The sequence below is a fragment of the Geobacillus sp. FSL W8-0026 genome, from assembly GCF_037966255.1.
GTDB lineage: Bacteria > Bacillota > Bacilli > Bacillales > Anoxybacillaceae > Geobacillus > Geobacillus icigianus.
The window spans coordinates 1,915,327-1,940,013 of sequence record NZ_CP150194.1 but is presented as its reverse complement, the minus strand read 5'-3'; the positions used below and the strand labels follow the sequence as shown (position 1 = coordinate 1,940,013).

At 50.7% G+C, this 24,687-nt stretch carries 17 protein-coding genes, 1 other RNA gene and 6 pseudogenes; 18 read left to right on the top strand and 6 right to left on the bottom strand.

What is annotated here, in order from left to right; all coding sequences use genetic code 11:
• Positions 1-5 precede the first annotated feature (5 nt).
• From NST29_RS09710 to NST29_RS09685, 6 genes are all read left to right on the top strand, one after another.
• Entirely contained in the window at positions 6-788 is a 783-nt protein-coding gene (locus NST29_RS09710; RefSeq protein WP_033843932.1) for an enoyl-CoA hydratase, read from the top strand.
• Between the two features lie 153 nt (positions 789-941).
• Positions 942-2,495, top strand: coding sequence for an acyl-CoA carboxylase subunit beta (locus NST29_RS09705; protein WP_033843931.1), 1,554 nt, complete (start codon positions 942-944; stop codon positions 2,493-2,495).
• A 63-nt stretch (positions 2,496-2,558) separates the two neighbouring features.
• Positions 2,559-2,747, top strand: a non-coding RNA gene (ssrS, locus tag NST29_RS09700) — 6S RNA.
• Between the two features lie 184 nt (positions 2,748-2,931).
• Positions 2,932-3,372, top strand: coding sequence for a MarR family transcriptional regulator (locus NST29_RS09695; protein ID WP_033843929.1), 441 nt, complete (start codon positions 2,932-2,934; stop codon positions 3,370-3,372).
• 3 nt (positions 3,373-3,375) lie between these two features.
• Complete coding sequence (locus NST29_RS09690) at positions 3,376-4,014, top strand: HlyD family efflux transporter periplasmic adaptor subunit (RefSeq protein WP_033843927.1); 639 nt, start codon at positions 3,376-3,378, stop codon at positions 4,012-4,014.
• 10 nt (positions 4,015-4,024) lie between these two features.
• On the top strand, positions 4,025-5,734 hold the full coding sequence (locus NST29_RS09685) for a DHA2 family efflux MFS transporter permease subunit (RefSeq protein WP_033843926.1): 1,710 nt from the start codon (positions 4,025-4,027) through the stop codon (positions 5,732-5,734).
• A gap of 316 nt (positions 5,735-6,050) precedes the next feature.
• On the opposite strand, the pseudogene NST29_RS09680 reads toward NST29_RS09685, so the two are convergent.
• Positions 6,051-6,235 (bottom strand): annotated as a pseudogene (locus NST29_RS09680) (transposase); the annotation flags it as partial.
• 335 nt (positions 6,236-6,570) lie between these two features.
• Between NST29_RS09680 and NST29_RS09675 the strand changes: the two are divergent.
• Positions 6,571-8,229 (top strand): annotated as a pseudogene (locus NST29_RS09675) (IS1634 family transposase).
• Positions 8,230-8,456: 227 nt separating this feature from the next.
• A pseudogene (locus NST29_RS09670) lies at positions 8,457-8,788 on the top strand (transposase); the annotation flags it as partial.
• A gap of 112 nt (positions 8,789-8,900) precedes the next feature.
• On the opposite strand, the gene NST29_RS09665 reads toward NST29_RS09670, so the two are convergent.
• Complete coding sequence (locus NST29_RS09665) at positions 8,901-9,650, bottom strand: S8 family peptidase (protein WP_339232989.1); 750 nt, start codon at positions 9,648-9,650, stop codon at positions 8,901-8,903.
• 224 nt (positions 9,651-9,874) lie between these two features.
• Between NST29_RS09665 and NST29_RS09660 the strand changes: the two genes are divergently transcribed.
• Entirely contained in the window at positions 9,875-10,753 is an 879-nt protein-coding gene (locus NST29_RS09660) for an IS982-like element ISGsp1 family transposase (RefSeq protein ID WP_011232378.1), read from the top strand.
• Positions 10,754-11,003: 250 nt separating this feature from the next.
• On the opposite strand, the gene NST29_RS09655 is transcribed toward NST29_RS09660, so the two are convergent.
• A complete protein-coding gene (locus NST29_RS09655; protein ID WP_324699065.1) occupies positions 11,004-11,558 on the bottom strand; it encodes a hypothetical protein in 555 nt (184 codons plus the stop codon).
• Between the two features lie 671 nt (positions 11,559-12,229).
• Here NST29_RS09655 and NST29_RS09650 point away from each other — a divergent pair.
• Positions 12,230-12,773, top strand: a pseudogene (locus tag NST29_RS09650) (IS701 family transposase); the annotation flags it as partial.
• Between the two features lie 62 nt (positions 12,774-12,835).
• On the opposite strand, the pseudogene NST29_RS09645 reads toward NST29_RS09650, so the two are convergent.
• Positions 12,836-12,937, bottom strand: a pseudogene (locus tag NST29_RS09645) (transposase); the annotation flags it as partial.
• A gap of 100 nt (positions 12,938-13,037) precedes the next feature.
• Between NST29_RS09645 and NST29_RS09640 the strand changes: the two are divergent.
• The 7 genes from NST29_RS09640 to NST29_RS09610 all read left to right on the top strand — a co-directional run bounded on the left by NST29_RS09640 (position 13,038) and on the right by NST29_RS09610 (position 21,704).
• Positions 13,038-14,054, top strand: coding sequence for a Wadjet anti-phage system protein JetD domain-containing protein (locus NST29_RS09640; RefSeq protein ID WP_339232089.1), 1,017 nt, complete (start codon positions 13,038-13,040; stop codon positions 14,052-14,054).
• Positions 14,036-15,538, top strand: a complete 1,503-nt coding sequence (locus NST29_RS09635; protein WP_033020643.1) for a hypothetical protein — start codon at positions 14,036-14,038, stop codon at positions 15,536-15,538. Before NST29_RS09640 ends, NST29_RS09635 begins: the two co-directional genes overlap by 19 nt.
• Positions 15,535-16,281 carry a DUF6063 family protein gene (locus NST29_RS09630; protein WP_033020644.1) on the top strand — a complete coding sequence of 249 codons (747 nt, stop codon included), beginning with the start codon at positions 15,535-15,537 and terminating at the stop codon, positions 16,279-16,281. The genes NST29_RS09635 and NST29_RS09630 overlap by 4 nt, the downstream gene beginning before the upstream one ends.
• Positions 16,265-20,677 carry a hypothetical protein gene (locus tag NST29_RS09625; RefSeq protein ID WP_339232088.1) on the top strand — a complete coding sequence of 1,471 codons (4,413 nt, stop codon included), beginning with the start codon at positions 16,265-16,267 and terminating at the stop codon, positions 20,675-20,677. Before NST29_RS09630 ends, NST29_RS09625 begins: the two co-directional genes overlap by 17 nt.
• Before the next feature lie 243 nt (positions 20,678-20,920).
• A complete protein-coding gene (locus NST29_RS09620; protein ID WP_081917044.1) occupies positions 20,921-21,070 on the top strand; it encodes a DUF2639 domain-containing protein in 150 nt (49 codons plus the stop codon).
• Between the two features lie 104 nt (positions 21,071-21,174).
• Positions 21,175-21,378 carry an NETI motif-containing protein gene (locus tag NST29_RS09615; RefSeq protein ID WP_033020647.1) on the top strand — a complete coding sequence of 68 codons (204 nt, stop codon included), beginning with the start codon at positions 21,175-21,177 and terminating at the stop codon, positions 21,376-21,378.
• Between the two features lie 119 nt (positions 21,379-21,497).
• Positions 21,498-21,704, top strand: a complete 207-nt coding sequence (locus NST29_RS09610) for a DUF6501 family protein (protein WP_033020648.1) — start codon at positions 21,498-21,500, stop codon at positions 21,702-21,704.
• 151 nt (positions 21,705-21,855) lie between these two features.
• Here the strand turns inward: NST29_RS09610 and NST29_RS09605 are convergent, their stop codons facing one another.
• On the bottom strand, positions 21,856-23,148 hold the full coding sequence (locus tag NST29_RS09605; protein WP_339232087.1) for a HAMP domain-containing sensor histidine kinase: 1,293 nt from the start codon (positions 23,146-23,148) through the stop codon (positions 21,856-21,858).
• A 107-nt stretch (positions 23,149-23,255) separates the two neighbouring features.
• Positions 23,256-23,561, bottom strand: a pseudogene (locus tag NST29_RS09600) (MFS transporter); the annotation flags it as partial.
• Positions 23,562-24,255: 694 nt separating this feature from the next.
• Between NST29_RS09600 and NST29_RS09595 the strand changes: the two are divergent.
• Positions 24,256-24,609 carry a hypothetical protein gene (locus NST29_RS09595; RefSeq protein WP_339232085.1) on the top strand — a complete coding sequence of 118 codons (354 nt, stop codon included), beginning with the start codon at positions 24,256-24,258 and terminating at the stop codon, positions 24,607-24,609.
• Positions 24,610-24,687: the final 78 nt, after the last annotated feature.

Sequence of the window (24,687 nt, the reverse complement as noted above, 5' to 3'; positions counted from 1 at the left end):
AACACGTGGGCACACTTGTATCGTTTGAAGCACAAGAACATGGCATCGCCGTTGTGACCTTAAACCGTCCGGAAGCGGCCAACGCGCTGTCCAGAGCGCTTCTGTTTGAGCTTGGCACGCTCTTTCAGGAGATCAAATTTCGCAAAGACGTGCGCGTTGTCCTGCTGACCGGAGCCGGAGACAAAGTGTTTTGCGCCGGTGCTGATTTGAAAGAGCGGGCCGGGATGAATGAAACGGAAGTGCGGCAAACCGTTGCCTTAATCAGCAAAACGATCAACGAGGTGGAGAAAGTGCCGCAGCCGGTCATCGCCGTTTTAAACGGCTCGGCGTTTGGCGGCGGGTTGGAGCTTGCCCTAGCTTGTGACATCCGGTTGGCTGCCGACGACATCCAGCTCGGGCTGACGGAAACGTCGCTCGGCATCATTCCGGGAGCGGGGGGGACGCAGCGGCTCCCACGCCTTGTTGGCATCGGAAAAGCGAAAGAATTGATTTTTGCCGCCAAGCGCATCACCGCCAAAGAGGCGGAGCGCATCGGCCTTGTCGAATACGCCGTGCCGCGCGCCGAGCTGATGGATCGTGCTCTTGAATTGGCCCGGCAAATCGCCGAAAACGCGCCGATTGCCGTCCGTCAGGCGAAACGGGCGATCCAAAGCGTATTTAACGTTGATTTGGAGACCGGTCTTGCCATTGAACAGCTCGCCTATGAGGCGACCATTCCGACGAAAGACCGGTTGGAAGGGTTGCAGGCGTTTAAAGAAAAGCGGAAGCCGGTGTACAAAGGCGAGTAAGCCCGCTTAGACGAGGAGGGGACGGAAGCCGCACAACGCGTTTTCGCCGCCCCGGCTTTTCGCGGGGATCCGGCACGGCATCCAACCTTGTTCCAGACGAACACGCGGGATGGAACAGCCAGATCCATCAAAACAAGGAGGGGAAACAGCGAGATGAAGGAAACAGCCAACCAACACGACACGCTCGCCGCGGAGCTGGAAAAAAGAGCGGCGGAGATCAAGAAAGGCGGGGCGCCAAAATATCATGAAAAAAATGCGGCCCAAGGGAAATTGTTTGTTCGCGAGCGGCTGAATTTGCTGCTTGATCACGGTTTGGAAGTGGAAGACGGATTGTTTGCCAACTGTTTGGCGGGCGATTTGCCGGCTGATGGGGTGGTGACCGGCATCGGCAAAATCAACGGCCGCACGGTCTGCGTGATGGCGAACGATTCGACCGTCAAAGCCGGCTCGTGGGGAGCGCGCACGGTCGAAAAAATCATTCGCATCCAAGAAACGGCGGAAAAGCTGCGCTGTCCGCTCATTTATTTGGTAGACTCGGCCGGCGCCCGCATTACCGACCAGCTGGAAATGTTCCCCGGCCGGCGCGGGGCGGGGCGCATTTTTTACAATGAGGTGAAGCTGTCCGGCAAAGTGCCGCAAGTGTGCCTGCTGTTCGGTCCATCAGCCGCCGGCGGCGCCTATATTCCCGCGTTTTGCGATATCGTCATCATGGTGGAAGGCAATGCCTCGATGTACTTAGGCTCGCCGCGGATGGCGGAAATGGTGATCGGGGAAAAAGTGACGCTCGAAGAGATGGGCGGCGCCCGCATGCATTGCACCGTTTCCGGCTGCGGCGACGTGCTCGTGAAAACGGAAGAAGAAGCGATCGCCTATGCGCGCCGTTACTTGTCGTATTTTCCGTCCAATTACAGCGAAAAGCCGCCGGTGGTCGAGGCCAAACCGCCGAAATCGTTTGACAAAACGATCGAAGACATTGTACCGGACAATCAAAATGCGCCGTTCAACATGTATGATTTGATTGAGCGGATCATTGACGAAGGATCGTTTTGTGAAATCAAAAAACTGTTTGCGCCGGAAATCATTACCGGACTGGCGCGCCTTGCCGGCCAGCCGATCGGCATCATCGCCAACCAGCCGCGCGTCAAAGGCGGCGTGTTGTTCCACGATTCGGCTGATAAAGCGGCGAAATTCATCACGCTTTGCGACGCGTTCCATATCCCGCTTTTGTTTTTGGCCGACGTCCCTGGCTTTATGATCGGCACGAAAGTTGAGCGGGCCGGCATTATCCGCCATGGGGCGAAAATGATCGCCGCCATGTCGGAAGCGACGGTGCCGAAAATTTCGGTCATCGTCCGCAAAGCGTACGGGGCCGGACTGTACGCCATGGCTGGGCCGGCGTTTGAACCGGATTGCTGTTTGGCGCTGCCGAACGCGCAAATCGCCGTCATGGGACCGGAAGCAGCCGTCAACGCCGTTTACGCCAACAAAATCGCCGAGCTGCCGCCAGAAGAGCGGACAGCATTTGTCGAACAAAAACGCGAGGAATACCGGCGCGATATCGACATTTATCGGCTCGCTTCCGAGCTCGTCGTCGATGGAATCGTGGCGCCGAACGAGTTGCGCAACGAGCTGATTCGTCGATTTGAAGCCTATAGGTCCAAGTATATGGTCTTTTCTGAGCGGAAGCACGGGGTGTATCCTGTTTGAAAAAATGGATGGTTGTCCCTCTTGCCAACGGAAAGAACATCGTGTATGATAAGAATCACCAATCCGTTGCTGCGTTGTGCGTTGTAGAATGAAGTTTCAACCGATGGCAATAAAAAGGGAGTTCTACATCGGAGCGGGAATGTCACGCCTCAATATTCGTGATGGAGGACGACAGGAACGCTTCTGCGAACACCCACTTGGTGGAGCGTGGTTGAGAAACTGCATTCAGCCGACGGCAACTGCGGCGCGGATTCTGCCAGCGACAGACAAAGGCGTCCCAAACGGGGGCGCTTTTTTCTTTGCGCCGCAGGGTGATGAGTTGAAAAAAATCGGGAACAATATAGTTGCTTTTTTCGTTTTCCGTGCTATAATCATATTTCGTGTAGAAATAATTCGTATTGAAACTATTTGAGGGATGAACGAAAGGAGGGAAGCGATGGAAGGAACAAGTCGTGACTTGATGTACGCGGTGTTTCGGACGCAAAAGGCGCTGTATCGCCTCATTCGTGAAGACGCCGCCCGTGTTGGGATTACGGAAGTGCAACTGGTCGTGCTGTACACGCTGATGAAAAAGGAACACATTCGCCTTCACGATTTGGCGGAAAAGCTCAATTTAAGCAACAGCAATGTGAGCGGCACGGTCGACCGGCTCGTCGGCGCCGGCCTTGTTGTTCGCGAGCCGTCGAAACAAGATCGGCGCGCGGTCATTTTGAGCTTGACGGAAAAAGGGAAAGAAATTGTCGCCTTGGCGTTCGGCGAGCAGTCGGTGCTGCGCCGGCGGCTTCGCCTCGTCGAGGAACGGGTTTCAGAGGCAGAAATCGTACAATTTTTGCAGCTGCATGAGAAAATCAAAACGATTTTGCTTGAGGAGGAATGAGCGTTGAACGTCAGACGTTTGCTCGTATTCAATATCATTGTGCTCATTTTGCTTGTCGGTGGAGGATTTGCCGCCTATTATTATATCAATGAAACGACCAACTACATTAAAACGGACAACGCCCGCATTGACGGCCAAGTGATCTCGGTTGTTGCGCCGCTGTCCGGAAAGCTGACATCTTGGCGGGGAGAGACAGGAAAAACGTTTTCTGCCGGGGAAGAAATCGGTGCGGTGTCTGACGGGAAAATGACGGTGCCGGTGACCGTGCCGCATCGGATGACGATCGCCCAGCAAAATGCGGTCAAAGACTCGTTTGTCGCTGCGGGGACGCCGCTCGTTCGCGGGTTTGATTTGAACGATTTGTGGGTGACGGCGAATATTGAAGAGACGGATATTGAAGATGTGAAAGCCGGGCAAGACGTCGATATTTATGTGGACGCCTATCCGGATCGCAAGCTCAGCGGCAAAGTCGAAAAAATCGGAACCGCGACAGCGAATACGTTCAGCCTGCTGCCAAGCTCGAACGCAACCGGCAACTACACGAAAGTGACCCAAGTCATCCCGGTGACGATTTCCATTGACAACTATAGCGGAGCCGGACTTGTGCCGGGCATGAACGTCACCGTCCGCATTCATAAGTAGGTGATCGATGATGACAGCTTTTGTCATTGGCTATATCATATTTGCCGTTTTCATTTTGGCGGCCGCCAATATCGCGCTGCGCCGGCGCGGACGGGCGGCGATGAAAGCAAAGGACGAAGCGGCCGACCGTCGCGTTCAGCCGGCAGAGGAAACGGAAAGACCGCCGCTTTCGACGGAAGCAGGGGAACGTCCTGCGGCGGGCGGCGGACCGAGCGGCCTCGGGGAGATCGGGAGCCGCGGCAAGGTTGTGGCGACCGTCATGCTCGGCGCGTTTGTCGCCATTTTGAACCAGACGTTAATCAACGTCGCTTTGCCGCATATGATGCAAGATTTCAACGTCGAAACGTCGACGATTCAATGGCTCGTGACCGGCTATATGCTTGTCAACGGGGTGCTCATCCCGATCAGCCCGTTTTTAATCGCCAAGTTTCCAGCGAAACGGCTGTTTTTATCGGGCATGTCGTTTTTCGCTATCGGCGCGTTTGTCTGCTCGATCGCTCCGTCGTTTGCCGTCATGCTTGCCGGGCGGTTGACGCAAGCGGTGGGCGCCGGCATTATTATGCAGCTGATGATGGTCATTATGTTGTCGATTTTCCCGCCGGAACGCCGCGGGGTGGCGATGGGAACGGTGGGAATCGCCATGATGTTTGCGCCGGCGATCGGGCCGACGCTCTCCGGCTGGCTTGTCGAGCATTACACATGGCGGCTGCTGTTTTACGTCGTGTTGCCGATCGCGCTGGTAGACATTGTGCTTGCCTCCGTCTGGCTGAAACATACGCCGCGTAAAGGCAATCCGGTGCTGGACGTGCAAGGGGCGATTTACTCGACGATCGGGTTTGGCGGCGTTTTATATGGCTTCAGCGAGGCCGGCAGCAAAGGCTGGGGCGAGACGGAGGTCGTGGTGTCGCTCGTTATCGGCGTGCTGTTTCTCATCATGTTCACATGGCGATCGCTCCGTTCGGAACATCCGGTGCTTAATTTCCGCGTGTTCCGCTACCCCGTATTTACGTTGGCGACCGTCATCGGTTCGGTCATCAATATGGCGATGTTTGCCGCGATGGTTTTGCTTCCCGTGTATTTGCAAAACTTGCGCGGTTTTACGCCGCTCGATGCTGGTTTGCTCATGCTGCCGGGGGCGATCGTCATGGCGATCATGTCGCCGATTTCCGGTTGGGTGTTTGACCGCATCGGCGCGCGGCTGCTTGCCATTGTCGGCTTGATCATCACCGCTGTGACGACGTGGGAGTTCAGCAAGCTGACGATGGATACGCCATACAGCCATTTGATTTGGCTTTACATTTTCCGAATGTTCGGCATGTCGATGCTCGGGATGCCGATCATGACCGAAGGGTTAAACGCCTTGCCGCGCCATCTGTACAGCCATGGCACGGCCATGTCGAATACGATTCGCCAAGTGGCCGCTTCGCTCGGAACGGCGTTCTTGGTGACGATCATGTCCAACCGGGCCAAGTTTCATGTCGAAACGTACCGCAATGAAATGACGGAAAACGATCCGTTCTTTATGGGGCTCGTCAGCCAGCTGAAGCAAGTCATCCCGAGCGATGACGCCATTGCCCAGCTGCTGTACGGTTTGGTGCAACAGCGCGCCACGGTGGAAGGAATCAACGACGCCTTTTTCGTCGCGACTGGCTTAACGGTGGTGGCGCTCGTCATGGCGTTTTTCTTAAAAGGAAAAAAACAGAAATCCCCGTCAGCATAAGAGGCCGGTGATTTCGTGTAAAATGTTACTGATCCCACCATTTCTTAATTAGAGAAACTTTGCATCAGCTTTCTTTTTTGAATGAAAATGCCGTTGATTGGACTGGGACAGCGGCTTTTCACCGACCTTATAAGCGGGGAATAGAGAAGCGGCTTTGTATGGCCGCTTCTTTATTTGCGGAAACGAGGGCCCTAAGGCGACGAACATCAAGAAGTTTCCCACTTCAAGCGTGTGAAGGGCGTAGCCCAACGATCAGTGGGAGATGAATTTCTGTCGGTGTTAGCCAAAGATTTTGGATAATCAGTCTTCAATAAAGGAATCGTGAAATACTTTTGGCCAGACGCTCCAAGACAGCGCGATCCGCTTCGTCTTCGCGCCCAAACGAATCCATCCCCTTCGCTTTCACCTTTTGGCCTTCGGATCCCATTCGTTGTGAGCAAGCTGAAGATACGCTACGGTTGTTCCATCCTTGTTTTTGCGTGTAACTCGTCGTATGTACATGTCTAATAAATCGTTTCCCTATAAAATTCGGCGTTTTTTCCTAGATGGCTGGTGAAAAACGGTTGTTTCTCTTGAGCAATGGGGGAACGTTTGAAAGACGATCTTGATGCGGCAGGGCTTTTTTATTTGAGAAACGGGCTTGATAAAAGGCTTGTCCCTTAAATCAACAGCTCCCTAGGACTCGCATCGTGAAATCCTTGATATTGCAGTATTTTGGCCATTTTCATTTGCCTAACTCACATTTCGCACCCTCTCGACAAAAATCGGGAGGATTTTTTTATCTTCCTGTCGAATAAAACCTTGAAACACAAGGAAAGCAAAGGAGTTTGCCCATCATGGACGTTCGAATTCGGGCCATTTATGAAAGTTCTTATTTGAATATAATAAGCACCCTGTTCAAAGATCTTGACCTTCCTCAGTTGATTGATCATCTGGTTCCCGTGGATCCACAATGCCAAACTCGAGCCAGCGACGTTGTCGGTCTGCTCACCTTGGATATCTTGAGCGGCCGGCAAGCGCTCGTTCATTTGGAACAATGGGCGCATGACATCGATTTGCCGAAGCTGATTCGGCCAGGGCTGGATCCGTCTTGGTTCAACGACGATGCCGTCGCGCGTCATTTGGATCGACTGTATGAGGCGAATATCCATCAAGTCCTTTCGTCTTGCCTCGTGCAGATCGACAAGAAAGAAGGCCTCTCTCTTCGCGTTTTCTACGCGGATACGACGGACAAGACCGTTTACGGCGCGTATGAATCGGTCTCGTCAGAGGCCCTGCAGATCACGCATGGCTACAACCGGCACCATCGTTGGCAAAAACAGATCGGTTTCGGGCTGATCGGCAACGAAGACGGCATCCCGTTTTACGGCGATGTGCACGACGGCAACGTGCCGGACAAAACGTGAAATCCCGAGGTGCTCTCCCGTGTCCATGAACAGCTGAAGCAAGCCAAGATCCAAGACGAATGGATTTACGTGGCGGATTCCGCTGCGATGACGAAAGATACACTGACGCAAACGAAGGCCGCCAACGCCTTTTTGATCACGCGAGGCCCTTCATCGCTTCGGATCGTGAAACAGGTATTGGCGGAGGCCGATTCGCCTCCTATCCCATGGAGCGACCCCTTTACGCTGGCGGAGAAAAACGGTGCCACGTATCGGGTATGGGAAACGGCCTCGACTTATGAAGGCCATCCGGTTCGGCTGATCGTCGTCGAATCGAGCGCGCTCGACCAGCGAAAAGGAAAGACGCTCGACAAAGAGCGGACCAAAGAAGCGGAGCTTCTTCGCGAGGAACAAGCCCGTTGGGAACGCCACCCCTTCTCTTGTCGGGCAGACGTCGAACAAGCCTTGGCCTCCCTCAAGGCGTCCCTTCGCCCCCAGTTTCATCGGGTGGAAGCCGCAGTCGAAGAGATCGTGCGCCCGAAAAAACGGCGCGGACGACCGAAAAAAGGGGCAGAACCCGAGATGGAGACGCTGTATTTCGTGCGTCTTGGCGTCGAATTCGACCCCAACGCTTGGGAACAGGCGAGACGGAAAGCGTCCCGGTTTGTCCTTGTTACGACCGTTCCGAAGGAATGGAAGGGTCAACCGATGGAGGCAAAAGAGATCTTGAAGTTGTATAAAGGCCAAATCTCCGTGGAGATGAACTTCTCTTTCTTGAAAGACCCGTTCTTTACAGATGAGATTTACGTCAAAAAACCAGAACGGGTCGCGGTATTGGGTGATTTGTTTCTGTTGGCCTTGGCCATTTACCGCGTCTTCCAGCGCCGGGTGCGTCCGTTCATCACCCCGGAGCGCCCATGAAAGGGCGCAGGAGGCCGGAAACTGACCCGCCCGACTGGTCAGGCGGTCTTTCAGTTGTTCCGGTATGTGAACGTCGTCCTACTGGAGCTGCCGGATGGGCACATCCAACGCGCGTTAGGGAAACCGCTCACCCCTGATCAGCGAAGGATCCTGCAGGGATTGGGCATGGACGAGAGCATTTACGTGTAACGTCATACGGAACGACTAGCGATGGTAAAAAAAGGATTGCCATCGCTCGTTGTGTTGGTCGAAATGGTATTCTAAAAAATGAAATAAAAAATCTTTTCTTTCTACCCTGTTAGGGTGCGAAATGTGAGGCCTAAAATAACTTCAAAACTGTCGAACTCGGGCGGAATAATCGGCAAAAATTTTGCACATTATTTCGGAATTCACCTGAAATAATGTGCTAATTTACATATAAGCAATTGGTGGATATCGAGCAGGCCTTCCGGACATTGAAGTCCACATTGGAATTGCGGCCTATGTATCATCGCTTGGAAGATCGCATTCGGGCGCACGTGCTGCTCAGCTGGCTTGCTCTCTTGCTGGTTCGGATCGTGGAGATTCGAACCCATGAATCGTGGCCGAACGTAAGGGACGAATGTGAACGTCTCATGCTAGGACATTTTTCTTCCAAAAACGGTGACCTTGAGCAACGAACCGAACTGACGACTAAACAGGCTCACTTCTTTGCGGCTCTAGGCTGGAGCCTCCTCCGAAGGTCCTAGGCATCCATCCTCGCGCCTAGATACACGCCTAAAATATGCCCCAATGCCTCTCGTCCCTTTGGTATCAAGGGATGAGAGGCATTTTGTTTGCCTAGTCACTGTCGAACTGGAGGTATTCCTTCTTTACACCTATTATTTAAATTGTAAAAGTCCATATCCATATACATTATCTTTACCTTTAACGCCGAGATCCAAAGATTTAACCTGTAATAATCTAATTAGTTTATCTTGGTTTTGGTATATTTTGTATTCTGGATTGTCAGTCATGTATAAAGCGATTAAACCACTTATAAAAGCGGTTGAATAAGATGTTCCCTCAAATAGTGAATAACCATTTTTGTTGTTTGTAGATAATATCCCTCTACCAGGAGCAACAAAATCGATTTTTCCTCTAGGAGAAAACCTAACTCTTTGATGTTCCTTATTAATAGAGCCAACTGAAAAGACATTTTCATATCTAGCCGGATAATCAACCTCTCTAATATAGTTATTTCCGCTTGATGCCACAATAATAATTCCTGAATTCCTTGCCTTGTCAATAATTGATTTCAATTCTGGATTATTAGATTTAAACCCAAAACTAATGTTCATAATATTAACTTTTTGATCAATACACCAGTTAATACCTCTAATAATATTATCTATAGTACCCTCTCCATCATCATTCAGCACCTTTACTGAATATATTTTTGCGTTTGGAGCAACTCCTTTGATACCAATAGAATTATCCTTAGCAGCAATGATTCCTGCCACAGCTGTTCCATGATTTAACTTATCTATTACTGGTTCCTGAGGGTTGATTGCATTGAATTCTTTAACAACTTGCTCTTTTAAATCTGGATGATTTTTGTTAATACCACTATCTAGAACTGCAACCTTAATTATATCTTTTGTATTACCATTTATTTTTTTTATTACTGTGTCTTTAACTCCCCACGTAATAGTTTGCTTGTATTTTAAATCACGGTCTCCTCTGTGCTCTATTTTTAAATTAGCAACTTACCCGTGGTGCTAGATAAAACTCAGACAAGCATAAAAATAGCCCTTGCTGGCGGATCTCCAGTAGAATGAAAGTGTCACCCAACATTCGAAAGGAGAGATCCCCCATGCAAGAGCACTTTCATTTTACTACAGATCCAGCCAAACTTCAAAAACAATATGCCGCTATTTTCTGTTTTGTTTCTGCCCAACTGTCGTTGATTCAAATGTATCTTCATCGCCGCAACCGTCACTTGGTCAAGCAAGAAGACGAAGTGGTCATGGCGGTTCACCTTTTGGGGAAGCTGCTGGGCTTTTCTTCCGAACGAGCCTGGCATCGTTTTGTCACGGGAAATTTGTTCACAAACGGCTCGTTTCTTGAACGCTCCCGATACAACCGCCGCTGCCGAGCGCTTGGTTTCGCCATCAAATGGATCCGTCATGAGCTGGCGAAACGTGGCCAACACCATGCTTATGCGGTCGTCGACAGCTTGCCTCTTCCGTTGTGCCATCCCGTGAGAATGCAGCGCGTCAAGCGATTTCGAGGGATCGCGGATATGGGGTATTGTGCTTCCAAAAAGCAATGGTACTACGGTTTCAAGCTGCATCTTCAAGTGACCAATCAAGGGCTGGCCATGGGCTATGTCGTGACGGAAGCGTCCTGCCACGACGTCAAAGCCGCTGAAACGGTGATGACTCAAATCCCTCATCCCTACAACTTTGGGGACAAAGGGTACATCAGCCACGCTCTTCGAGAAAAGCTGTACGAAGAACACCAAGCCGCGTTCTGGACACCGTCTCGACACAATCAAAAGCACGGCCCATCCAAGGCATGGGAAGAATGGATCAGGAAAAAACGCAAAGTCATCGAGACGGTGTTTTCGATTCTCGTAGACCAATACCGGATCACCGACATTCGAGCGAATTCCATTGCCGGGTTTGAAGTGGCACTCGATGGCATCTTGTTGGCTTATTCCTTGGTCACACTAGGGCTGGTTGAGCGCTGACGCTCAACTAGCACCACGGGTTAGCAACTTCTTTTTTTTTGCAGATTATCGTGGCTTTTGAAATTATTTAAACAAAAAGAGGAAATTAATAAAATGATTGTTAGTAACAGAGCTCCTGAGAAAATTTTCTTTAGTATGGTCTTGCCCCCCTTACTAATAATTTTAAGTATTATTGAATACTAAAAAAGGGGAGATGACCCAAATTGTTCTTAACATCTGAGTCATCTTTAATTTAACTTTTGTCTTTAATTTACACTAGCCATAAAATAATTTCCGCTAAAGCATCAGCAGTTTTACCAGGAACCCCTGCTTTTTTTAACGCTGAAATTAATGCTGATTTTGTTGCCGAGTCTAATCTCTCAGTTGCATAGGCTATTTTTCTAGCATATTGATCAACTAATTTTGCTTTAGAAGGAGATAGAGGTTTAAGAGTATATTTTAGAGTTTTTCCACCAACTCGACAAATCCAACCAAATGCTTTAATAGCTTTTAATGTTCCGCCTACGACTCCCGAAGCATGAGCTACATCGTCTTGAGCTATTTCTTCACCGATATGGCTTTGAAATTCCTCTGTAGTTGCAGCATACCCAATAAAGTCTCTAGTATCTTCTACAGTATTAGGGACTCCTTCAATTTCTATATATTCTACTAGAGATTCAGGTATTTCATTTGTTACTTCATTATTAACTACTACTGTATTATCATTTTCAGCTGCAAAAGCGGATGAGAGAGGTGTGAAAGTAGTACATAAAACAGAAAATGAAGCTGCAAAAATTACTGTTTTCATTAAAGTTTTCTTTTTCATAATTGAAACCTCCTCAAATTTATAGTATTTTATTCCATGTATTATATATATTATCACATAAATATTTATTATATCACATAAATATTTATTATCCAATGTATATTTTTTTTTAAAAAGGGTGAATTTTGGGTATGAAAAAAAATAAATATTCTGTTTTCGACCACATCTTTGCAATAACCGTTGTGTCCTTCATGTGCTTAGCTATTATCTCATTGCCTTTCCTACTTTTTTATTCAGTTATGCATCTTATTTCGTTGACAAACGATGTCCGTATTAATTCGTCTGGAACCTTTTCGTCTATCAAAATTATCCTGAAATTTTTCCTAACTGTTTTAGTCATAACAGGGGTGGTAGATACGATTTTTTCTCTCATCTTGAAACGCATGAAAGGAATTATAGGTTTTCTTTCTGAAGCGTTTCTGATGCTAGCCTTTTTCTATCTTTATGTTTTGATTTATTGTTTTGTGTCTAATGAAATTGTAATGACTGATAAAGGTCGTCTTTATGTTTCCTTGTTTTTGTTCCTTATGTATTTATCTATCCATGCAGTATATATTGGTTCAAAACATATTTACGAATCAATGGTTAAAAAGTAATATATTAACTGTATATGAGCAAATTATCTAACATAAATTGACAACTAAACAAAAAAGAGACATGAACTCGATTCCTTGGTTAGAATCGATGTGCCACCAACTACCCACACGGAGGTTCATGTCTTAGGAATCGATGAGCACATCATCAAGGAATCCAGAAGTTTTTCATGATGCTGGGACTGGCGCTTGATTTCTCGCAGCCGGTCATCAAGCCTCTCGTTCATCTTGTCGACGCCCTGTACCAAGGGATGTTCGGGGACATTGACCGATGTCCGGTACTGGAGTTTTCACCCAAATCATCGAACCACGCTCAGCCATTTTTTCACGAAAAGCTCTTGGAACGAGAAAAAACCTGCTTGAGAAGCTGCAAGAATGGATCCTTCGCCAGATCGAACGTCTGGCCAAACGGGAGAATCAACCCCTTTTTGTTTCGATGGATGATCCCATTTGCCAAAAAACGAAGCCTTCGTCACGGGCTGTTCGCGCCATTCAAGGGTGTGATTGGCACTACTCGCACAATGATCATCCATCCGTCTGAGGGCATTCGCTCGTTTGGCGGATGGTGTACACCTTCACGGAAGCGTTTTGTCTCTATGATAAGGCGACGAGAAGAAGCAAAAGAGTGTCAGTGTGTCTTTCGTCATCGCAGCGGAATCCGCCACGTCAATGGATCTTGGCTTACTTCAGCTGTTCATGGACACGGGAGAGCCCCTCGGGATTCCACGTTTTGTCCGGCACATTGCCGTTGTGCCCATCGCCGTAAAACGGGATGCCGTCTTCATCTTATGAATTTCTCTTAAATTTGCCGCGAATCATTCATATACGCCCTTTCTCCTTTCTTGTATAATAAAAAGAGAATCCAGTTTGTGGGAGTGACGCGACGTTGGAACAAATCGAAAAGCGGCTGGTGGCGTTTCCAAAGCGGACGATTTCGCTTGTGGAGCTTGAGAAGCTCATAAAGCCTTTTGCACGCACGTACGAAGCGTTTGCCGAAATCGTGCTCGGGCTCGAGGCGGACGGGACGCTTGAGATGGTAAAGGCAAGAGGGCGAACGACGCGGACGCCGTCGCTTGCGTTTCAATATCGAATTCATAAACACCGCTTGATGGAAGATTATTACCGCGAGCTGCAGCGCTGGCAAAATCGGCTTCATCCGGCGATTCAGCTTGACGCATATTACGGCAAAGACCCGTCCGTTTGGGAGCGGGACAAACCGTTTATTGTGCAAATCGACGACTATTTGAACACGCATTCGCTTCCTCACGAGGCCGTGGCCGCGCCGGAGCGGAGCATGGAGCTGGTCGGCGATGAGAAATGGATTACGGAAGGCGGCGGGAGGGAGGTGCTTGAGCGCATCGGCCTCTTCGATCGCCTCCGCATCATCCCCGTTTCCGATCCGCTCATGTTCGCCGTCCATCCAGGGAACATGGCGCAAGCGGTGCAGCTTCATCTCATTGTCGAAAATAAAACGACGTACCAAGCGCTGTTGCCCGCGCTTTTGGATACCGTGTTTTCGACGCTCATTTACGGGAAAGGAAAAACCGTCATCAGCAGCATCGCTCAATTCTCGCTGCAATATCCGGTGAAAGCCGACCATCGCTTTTATTATTTCGGGGACATCGACCGCGAAGGGGTGGCGATTTGGCATTCGCTGTTTCAAAAGAAGCCGGCTTTGCCCGCGCTTCCGTTTTATCGGGCATGCTTGCAAAAAGAACCGGCGCGCGGCAAAGAGTATCAAATAGAGCGGACGGAGGCGCTTGCTTCGTTTCTTTCCTATTTTGCGCCCGATGAGCGAGAGCGGCTTTGCGAGCTGCTCGCCTCCGGCCTGTATTATCCGCAAGAGACGCTTAAAACGCGGGAATTGCAGCACATTTGGAGGGAATGGCAGTGGACAAGCTAGAATTGGCAGGGGTCACAGACGGCTATCGCGAGCGCATGAGGCGGCTGGCGCTTTTTAGCCCGCTTTTGGACCTTGAACGAATGCGCTCTGCCGACCTCGGCGGGCAGCCGATTGACATGAAAGGGCTCGGGCTGTTGACGCTCCTCTTTTTCTTCGAACAAAAGCTGATGCGGCAGTATAAAGCAGGAGTTAAGCAGCTCGCGGCGTTTTTAAAACAATTGACGGAAAACGTGTACGCATTGGATGACGAAGCGTGCGAACATTTGGCGCGGACGATTATTCAAACGTTCCGCCCGACATCGGGAAAAAAGCGGAGCTATCCGTTTTACGATTGGGAACGGCGCGAAGAGAGCGCGATCGAATATTCACTTTTAAAAGCGCACGGTTTTGATGCGAAAACGAACACGCAATATTATACGCTCGATGAAGACGGGTTGGAGCTTGTGTTTGCGACGAAAGAGTTTTACAGCGAGTTTCAGTTGTCGATCAACCAGCTCATGTTGCGCAAGCAGCTGGAAAAAGGGGAGTTCGCCGCGGCGTTGAAACAAATCAACGAAATGCGCATCGACGTTGAAACGCTCGAAGATCGCATGACGCGGCTGAAGCATGAAATTCAGCGAAGCATTATTTCCGAAGAAACATTTGAGCGGTACAAGCAGCTTTTGGACGACATTTACAGCCGGCTTGCGCGCGAGGACGAGGAGTTTAAGGAGCTGCGCGAATTCGTGAACGACACGAGAGAGCGCCTATATGCCCGGGATATTCACCAAAAAGAAGGGAAGACGTATGAGCTTGTGCTCAAAATTGCCAGAGAGTTAGAATCGGTGCATTACGCGCATTCGGCGCTCCTAGATAAGGCGCTTTCGTTAAAAAATACGACGCTTGTGACGGCGCAGGAATCGCTTTATTATACGGGGCTCCATTCGTTTAATTTCGACCAAGACATCGTGTCGCGCATCGTTTCGGCTCCGCTCCCGCTTGAGGCGATGAAAGGGGTGCTTCATCCATTTTTAAAGGTGGAAGAAAACAAGGTTTGGTCGCCGATGGCGATTTTCGCCGAGCAAAACATTACCGAAGAGCGCAAAGAAAAGGCGGGGCCGCGTTTTTTAGAAGCGGAAGAGGCCGAAGGGGGCGATCGGTATCGCGCATGGCTCATAGCGAAATATAGAGAGTTGATGCAACTGTTTTTAAAGGCGCACGAGCAGGAGCGCGCGGGCACGCTCGCCGCGTTTTTCGATTATTTGGACGACATCGGGCAGTCGCATTTGTATGAACAGCGCTCGTTTTACGATTTTTGGATCTTGATGCACCAGCGCTCTCCCGTCGAGCAAGGCATGGAAGGGGAAGAAGGAAGCGCGCTTCTCGGCGAGGCGCTCGCTTTGCTTGGCGGGCGCGTGCTCGAGGTGCAAGAAGCGGATCGCATCATCCGCCGATGCGAGCGGTTTTCGATTCAAGACATGATTATAACGGTGAGGGAACGATGAGAAACTATCCAGAACAAAAAGTCATGCAGGCGTTTCAATTGTATACGGCACTTGCGCGGCAAGGAGTGGCAGGCGCGCAGGCGGTGCAGCTTTATAAGAGCGATGATGAAATCCGCGCGCTGTTGGATGCGTTCAGCCGCGAAGTCGACTGCGTCATCGTGTTGACGAGCGAACGGTTGTTTCTCGTGCCGCGCACGAAACTGTCGCCGTTTCATGTAAGCAACGATTGGATCAAGCGCCATTATCTTCGCGCCGGCGCCACCAACGGCGATTTGTATTTGCTTTATTTTGCCGTTCTCGTGTTGTTCGGCAGCTTTTACGACACGTATCAAAGCCCAGAGCCGACGCGGAACTTTTTGGCGATGGACGAATGGGTGCGCCTTGTGCAAGAGCGCATCGACCAATTGAAGCGGCACGATCCGGACGAATTGAAACAATTTGAGCAAGAGTTTTCATACAACTGGAGCCTCATCATTGAAAAATGGGAGGCGATGGACGATGTTAAAGAGACGGCGAAACGGCAAAGCGGCGCAACGATTAGCCGCCTCAGCTTCCTCGATGTGGCACGGCGCTTTTTAATCGACCAAGAGCTTGTGGTCGACATCGGCAACGATGAAGTCGCTTTGACAGAAAAAGCGAAAACGATCATCCAGCGCTTTTTCATGGAAGTCGAGTACAACCGCGGGATTTTCGAGTTTATTTACGGATTGGAAAGGGAGAGGGACGATGCCAGCGATCAGTAAAATTCGGCTGACGAACGTCGTATATGAAGAAGGCCGCAAGCGGTACAACGATGAAATGTTCCGATTTGACGGACATAACGGGGCGATTTTGCTGGAAAACGGCGGCGGCAAAACGGTGTTGATCCAGACGGTGCTGCAAGCGATCTTGCCGCATGTTGATTTAGCGGACCGAAAAATCAAACAGACGCTTCAACTCGAAAACGCGCCGGCGCATATCGCGATTGAATGGCTGTTGAACGACAAACCGCGCCGGTACGTCGTAACGGCCGTGTCGCTGTTTATGACGAACAACGGACTCGACTCGCTCCGCTACGTTTACGAATACAACGCGAACGACCCGCACGGCATTGAAGGCATCCCGTTTGTGCGCGAAGGAAAAGGCGGGAAGCGGCCGGCGGAACGGGGCGAAATGCAAGATTACTATCATGATATGAAAGCGAAATCGATGTTCGCGCGCACGTTTGCGACCATTAAAGAATACAAGGCGTTTCTTGAAGAGCAGTACCATATTATTGAGAGCGAATGGGAAAGCGTCGTGAAAATCAACAGCACGGAAGGGGGCGTCGAAGCGTTTTTCGACGAATGCAAAAGCACGAACCAGCTGTTTGACCGCCTGCTCATTCCGATTGTCGAGAGCGCGATCGTCGGCCATGACGCGAAACTGTTTGCCGACATGTTTGAAAAGCAGCTTGCCAGTTTCAAACATTATAAGACATTGAAAGAGACGATTGAAGAAAACAAGCTGATCCAGCAAGAACTCGAGCGATACGTGGAGACGTATGAGGAGTTCCACCATCAAGAGCTCGCGTATACGAAAGCGAAGCAACGGGCCAAAGGGGTATGGCTGGAGACGCTCCAGCAAAAGCAAGCGGGCGAAAACGAGCTAAACAACAACGCCGCCCAATGGGAAGAATGGAGGCAAACGGAAGCGGCGCACCGCCAAAAGCGAGCGACGTATGACGTGTTAGTGGAAGAAGCGTGTTTGCGTGAGCTGGAACGCGAATATGAATGGGCGTTAGCGCAAGAGAAAGAAAAGGAAGAAGAACTTTGGCGCCTTGAGCGCGACTATGATTCGCTGCGGCTTGCCGGATACAAAGAAGCGCGAAAACGGCATGAAGAAGCGCTTGCCTATATTGAGGCGGAGATGGCGAAGCGGAAAGACGACGAGACGCTCGCTCGTTGTGAAGAAGAATTGGAAATGGCGCGCCGCGCGCTTCTTGGTTATTTTATGGAGCAGCTTGAGAAAATCGGCCAAGAGGAGCGAAGTGTGCGCTATGAACTGAATCCGATTCAAACGCAAATCGAACAATGGACGAAAGACATCGAAACCCTCAAACGGACGGCGCAAGAGGCGCGCGAGAAGCGGGCTGGCATTCAAAGCGTCATCGATGCAAGAGAAAAAGACATGGAGTCTATAAAGCAGCGCCTATTGGCGAATCCGTCGCAGCAGTCGGTCGAGGAAGAAATGGGAAAATGGATCGAGCGCGAACAATGGTTGGACGAAGAAATCGTCCGCTTGCGCCAAGAGATGAAGCAATCCAAGCAAGCGGAACGGGCGGCGGAAGCGAACAAAGAGGCGCTTCAAAAGCAATGGGCGAAGCAGCAGGCGGCGAGCGAGGCGCTGGCGCAGCGGCTCGAAACGCTTGAGAACGAAGAGCAAGCGCTCATTCAGACGCTCGCCTCGCTTCGTCCGCAATGGGCCGCACTGGATAGCGTCTACATCCAAGAAGAGACGATCCGGATGAGGCTTCAGGAAGAAATCGAAAAAAGAATGAAAGAGCGAGAAGCGCTATTAGTGCAAGAACGGATCGTGTCGCGGCTTCACGATGCATACGGCGAACAAGACGTCTTTTTCGCCGACCCGTTTTTAGCAGAGCAGCTTGCTTCATGGAAAAACCAATTTGATTTCGTCGCGACGGGTGTTGAATATTTGCAGTCGCTTACAGAAGACGAACGCGCGAACAAGCAGGCGTTTCCGCTCTGGCCGGCGGCGCTCATGACGACAGCGAAAGCAAAAGAGCGGCTCGTGCAAAAAGTGCGGCAAATGAACGACCGCTTGCAGCTGCCGATCGTCGTGCTGTCGACGGATGAGGCGGCGCGCGTGGAAGAGACGGGCATGCCGCATGAATGGATCGCGCCGCGTTATTGGGAGGAAGCGAGCGATCCGGCCTTGTTTGGCGCTTGGAAAGAACGCATCCGCGAAAGCGCCCGCGACATGACGCAGCGCCGTCAAGAGAAAGAAGCGGAGCTGAGGCTTTGGCAAGACGCGCAACAAGCATGGCGCGCGTTTTTGGCGGCCCACCCGTACGAAGCGGTCGAATCGCTCCGCGCTGAGCACGCCGAACGGTTGCGCAGCATTGAACAATTGACGCTTGCGATCGACAAAGAAAACGCCCGCATCGATGAATGCCGCGCCCATCTCGAGCGAGCCGGATCGCTCATCGGCCAATACGAGGAAGAATGGCGCGGATGGCGCGACAAAATCAAGGATGCCGGTCAGTATATGCAATATAAAAAAGAAGTGCAAGAAGCGCGGAAACAAGCGCAAGCGCTCGACGAGCAACTAGCGGCGCTTGCCAAAGATATCGCCCGTCTCGGCTCCCGGCTTGAAGAGGCGCGCGCCCAAAAAACAGAATTGAAAGAGCGCCTTCGGTCGTTAGAAGCCCAGCGCCGCGCCGTTGAACAAAACTACGACTATCGGTCGCTCCGCTCTCTTGCGCCGATTTACTCACGGGAGAGCGAAGAGGTCATTCGCGCGAAAATTGACCAATGGAAGCTGCGAATTCAAGGGATTGAAACGACGTACAGCGAGTGGCAAACGAAGCGGGAGTTTCGACAAAACGAGATTGACAGGCTGACAAACGAAATCAACAAGCTGAAACAGAAGCGTCCCGACCTTGACGAAACGAGGACGTTTCCAAGCGACGGCGCGCAGCGGCTCGAACGGCTGGAGGAACAAATCGCGTCGGTTCAAGAAACGCTAAAGCGCCTGAAACAAAGGACGCAAGAGGCTTTAAAACGCAAAGAGCGGCAAAGCGGCGTCGTGCAAACGAAAGAGCAGCAGTTTCGCGAAAAATTCCCGAATGAGGCGCGGTGGCCGTTCGCTGCGCCGCTTGCCGACATCGCCGCGCAGTTGGAAGCGGAACAAGAAGCGCTCGCAAAGCGGAAAGCGTTTCTCGAACAAGAACGCGAGCGCCTTGCCAAAGAGATGAAAAGCATCGAGCAGGCGGCGCGTCAGCTGGAAGTAGCGAAAGAGGTGCATCATTTCAACGCGCCGACGATCGCCGCCTTATCGTTGAGCGCGGAAGAAGCGACGGCATTTTCATACGACCGCCGCGGCTTCATCGAAGGGGTCACGGAAAGCTTAAAGGCGGGAAAACAAGCGGTCGAAGCGGCAAAAGAGCGCGTCGAGCGCGCCAAACGGTCGTTTCGGGAGTTTTGCCGCACGTCGATTCAAGATATGAAAATGCAACAAATGGCAATTAATGGAATTGAGCATAAAGAAACGTACGAAGACATTATCAGCTTTAAGAAACATATGATGAAAAGCGTCGAAAGCGCGACGAACTACGCGAATGAACATATCCGGCAAAAAGACGCCGAGCTGCAGGCTTTTATCAACCATATCCACACGCATTTGCGCACATTGGTCGAAGAATTGAGGCAAATTCCGAACAAGACGAGAGTCAAAGTCGGGGACGAATGGAAGCGCATTTTCACGTTTACCATTCCGGAGTGGGAAGAAGAAGTCGGAAAAGCGCGCATCCGCAACCATATTGAATGGATGTTGCATCAGCTTGAGTCTGAGCGCTTTTTAAACGAACACGGCCAGCAAGATGAAGCGAAAGTGCGGAAGGAAATCGAAATGTGGCTGCAATCGAAGCAACTTCTCCAAATCGTCATGAACAACGAAGGCATGAAAGTGAACTGCCGCAAAGTGACGAACGACAACAAAGTGACGACGCGCTCATACTCGTGGGAGCAAAGCAACGTCTGGTCTGGAGGCGAAAAATGGAGCAAAAACATGACGCTCTTTTTAGGCATCCTCAATTACGTCGCCGAGAAAAAACAGCGCCTCCAACCGACGATGAAGCGCCATCGCACCGTCATTTTAGACAACCCATTCGGAAAAGCGTCAAGCGACCACGTCTTAAATCCGGTGTTCTTTATCGCCGAACAGCTCGGCTTTCAAATTATCGCGTTGACGGCGCATGCGGAAGGGAAGTTTCTCCGCGATTATTTCCCGATCATTTACAGCTGCCGCCTGCGCCCGTCGTCCGACCCGAACAAACAAATCATGACGCAGGAAAAATGGATCCATCATGCCTACTTCCAAGACCACGCCCCGAAATCGCTCGAACGGCTCGGCGAAACGGAGCAGTTGGAGTTGTTTTAGAGAGACCATTCCGCAACGGAAAGGGAATATAAGCGTGTGCGGAAAGCTTCTTCTCCCTTCCAACATGAACGAAGCCGAGTTCGACAGGTTTGAAAGGCAATCCTAATGTGACAAGGCTTTTGTATTGAAAAACGAGGTTGGTAAGCAGCCTGCTCGCTTAAATCACCGATCTCCTAGGGCGTTCTCAACTTTTGTGTAGGCGCATATACATAAAGACAAGCCAAGCAAAAGGAGGGAGCGCCCATGGCGCATGTCGGATCGAAAGGATGGCTTGTCGCCGAACTGAAAAAGGCAGGCATCGCCCGCCATCCGGTCGGGCGGAAAAAAATCGAGACGTACAAGGCGACGGAATTGTATGGGTTGTACCGAAAATATGCGCAAAAGACGCGCTGAGCCGGACAGAAAGCATCCGGCTTCTTTTTTTCGGGCAAAATAACAAAGGAAAGGAGGGAGGCGCACCGGTCGTTTGGCCGGAAAAGGAACGAACGCCGAACGGAATGAAGAAAAAACGGTTTACCGTAGCGGAAGGGGAAACGATTGCCGCCTGTTTAGAACGGATGAAACGAGAAGGATACCGCCCCATCCGCCGCGTTGAGCTGCCGTTTTTCCGTCTAAACGAAATGAAGGCAAAAACATCAGCATCTCTCCTTTCAGACATGATCACCTCGTTGTTGGCGAGTGTGCATACAGTTCCACTATAGCACGGCTGTCCGCTGCCGCCAACGGCGAGGCGGCCGGCTGGGCGCGGAACGTTGCAAGGAAAGGGGGCGGCAGTTACAATAGTAGAGGAAGCAGCATAAATGAAAAAGGAGATGACGCCATGATCCATTACACATGGGCGACCCGGCCGACGATCAAAAAAGTGAAATGCGTCCATACGAATGCGGAAAAATACATGGTCAGCAACGTATTGACGCCGGGTAAGGTGTACGAAGTGAAAAACGAAACGGACGAGTTTTATTTTGTCGTGGACAACAGCGGAAAAGTCGGCGGGTTTTACAAAGATTATTTCGAAGAAGTTCAATGATCGCGCCGATGCCGAACAACCAAACGGGGCTGACCGAAAAGGTCGGCTGCCTTCAAGATAGGCGAACATATCGGGTGGAAAAAGCAGTCAGCGCGTATATAGCAACGAACGAGGGTGTCCGGATTCAGTTGCGACACCCTCGTTTTGTCGCTCAGCCGGGTGCGTTTCGTTCCGCTGTCGGCGGCTGCACCCGGCTGGCCGGCAAGGTGATCGTCAGCGTCGTGCCTTTTTGGACGGCGCTTTCAATGTTCCATGTCCCGCCCATTTGTTCGATAATTTTAACCGCAACCATGGCGCCAAGACCCGTTCCTTTTTCTTTCGTGCTGAAGTATGGTTCGCCGTAACGGCGCACTTGCTCTTTTGTCATGCCAACGCCGTTGTCCGAAACGGTGATGACGACGGCGGTTCCCCGATGTTCCGCTGTCACGCGGAGCGTTCCACCATTTGGCATCGCTTCGATGCTGTTTTTGAACAGATTCAAAAAACATTGTTGGAAATATTGCACGTTCCCGATGACGATGCCATGGTCAAGCGAGGAAGAAAGGCTGACCGAGTGCATATGGGCCATGGGCGCGATCATCTGCAATACTTTTTGAAGCTGGATGGCGACATCGATCGGTTCTGTTTCTTTTGGCGCCGGCTTGGCAAACGTCAAATAATCGCGAATGATCGCTTCCGCCCGTTCCAGTTCCTCTAAGGCGATCCGGATGTATCGCTCCTCGGTTTCCCGCGGCAGCGGCCCGGTTTGCAGCAGCTGGATAAACCCTTTGACGACAGTGAGCGGGTTGCGAATTTCATGGGAAATGCTGGCGGCCAGCTGACTGACAATCTCCATTTTTTCCATTTTCATTAGCTCGGCTCGGGCGAGCTGTGCTTCGTGGAGCGTTTCCATCAAATAAACCGCAAACATCATCACAAACGGCGGCATCAGAATGAAGTAAATGATATACGGTTTCGTCACTTGGAAATCGGCGATCACGACAGCGACAAAGGTGGTGAGCACCGCCAACAAAAACGTCAGCCCAAGCGCAGTAAACAGCTTGCTGGGGCGGGGCAGGCGGCGAAACAGCGGCGAGACGACGGCTGCAGCCGCCAGCATAATGGCGTAAACGATCAATGTCAATGGCTGAAAGCCGTACAAAATCGTGCGCGCCAACATGAGCATAGTCAACAGCACCGCCCCGACCGCGCTTCCGCCATAGAGCGTTCCGAGCAAAAACGGAACTTGCCGGAAATCGTGGACACATGCCGGGTCGATGTAAATCGGGAACTTCATGCATAACACTGCCGCCAACGTCAGGCAAGCGCCAAGCAGCACCCGGCTGTAAAGGAGGCGGCGCCGGATGGCTGCGCTATGGTCATAAATAAACGAAAAAGCAAAGACGCCGACCAAAATATAAAATAAATTGTTCAAAACGTGTTGATTAATATAAAGCCCCGCCATAGAACGATCCCCTAATCTACTTGAACCTCATTCGGTCTTCATTCATAAAGCCGGAAATCGGTTGAAAAGAAAATAGTTTTGTCATTTCTCGTCGTTCGCAGCCAGATCGCCAAGGCGAGCCCGGCCATGCCGAGCAAGCTCGCCGCCATACCAAGCGGCAAAAAACGCGGCGACGGCAGCCGGTCCGTCTAAAAACCGACGACCGGCTGCATGACCGACGACGTCATGTTCAGCGCAAACGCAATCCAGCCGATTGCGGTGTACGACAGCTCCATCATCGAGCGCAAAATCGGAAAGAGCGCCGGGATGACCGCCTGCATGGCATCGTTCAAAAAGTGTCCGAGGCTGATGGCGAACAAAATCGGATAGAGCGTCATGTTGGCGGCGCTCGTTCGTTCCGTATGAGCGTTCATCATTCTCCCCCGTTCCGCAAAATCGGTCTTAATATGGCTAATTATACTTGATCTTCACCGGCGGAAAAAGCCCCATTTCCTGGCGCGGGTGCAGGCAAGGTGACCTCGTTTTTGTCTTTTCAATCGCCGGCGCGAACATTCAGTTTTTCTTTTCCAGATGCGCTGATGGACAGACGAACGCTCACAGACAGCGCGTTTTCAGTTGCGGAGAATTTAGGTTCATCACGGAAAGATGTACTTGACTTTTTGAAAAAAAACATGATATAATAAGTCCCGACTGAACGGAAGATAACAAAAAATGGTAATTAATCTTTTTGACGGCTCATCACCACAACATGTACTTGACAGACGATTCACTTCTTCTGCACAAGTGTATGCAAAACATGATTGATTTCCTGTTCTTTCTTGGTTGCATAAGTCAGGTACGTGATGAAGGTGAAGAGTCTTTTGACATTCTTATCACGAAAAATTTTTTTGTCAAGTACATTTGGTGGTGAAAATCCAGAATTTGTCGGTGCGAACGCAAAATAAACAGCAAAACTTCTCAAATCGCACAGGGGCACAATACGAAGAAAGGGCGAACAGCAACGGCACGGTAGCGCCAAAAGGTCTATGAAAACTCCACACAGATCATCCCATTGAGCATCGAGGGGTATATAGAGCCCGATTCGCTCTTGACTAACACCCACCAGAGATGCGGAAGAGTCGTCAAGGGCGACGGAGACAAAAGAAAACCGCCCTTGCTTTTAACGAATTTTACCTTTCAAGGGGGCGCGGTATAAAGTGGTTTCATCTGACTATCGAATTGGTGACCGGCTTGATTCTGTTGTTCGCCGTCGTTACAATCGCCGGCAAAAAACTGATCAGCCAAATGAGCCCGTTTACGTTTATCTCAGCCCTTGTCCTTGGCGAGCTGCTCGGCAATGCGCTGTATGACGACCATATTCACCTTTGGTACATATCCTCCTTTGGAGAGCGATGCTGTTTTTCGTTGAGTATGCGAGCCAAAAGGGGATGGATTGGTTGTGCAGACGTATCAGCCCGATAAGCTGCAACGGTCAACATAGCGGCGGACGGCGCCGGAATGAGAGGAAGAAAGAATCCCCGGATGCCTCTTTCTTATTTT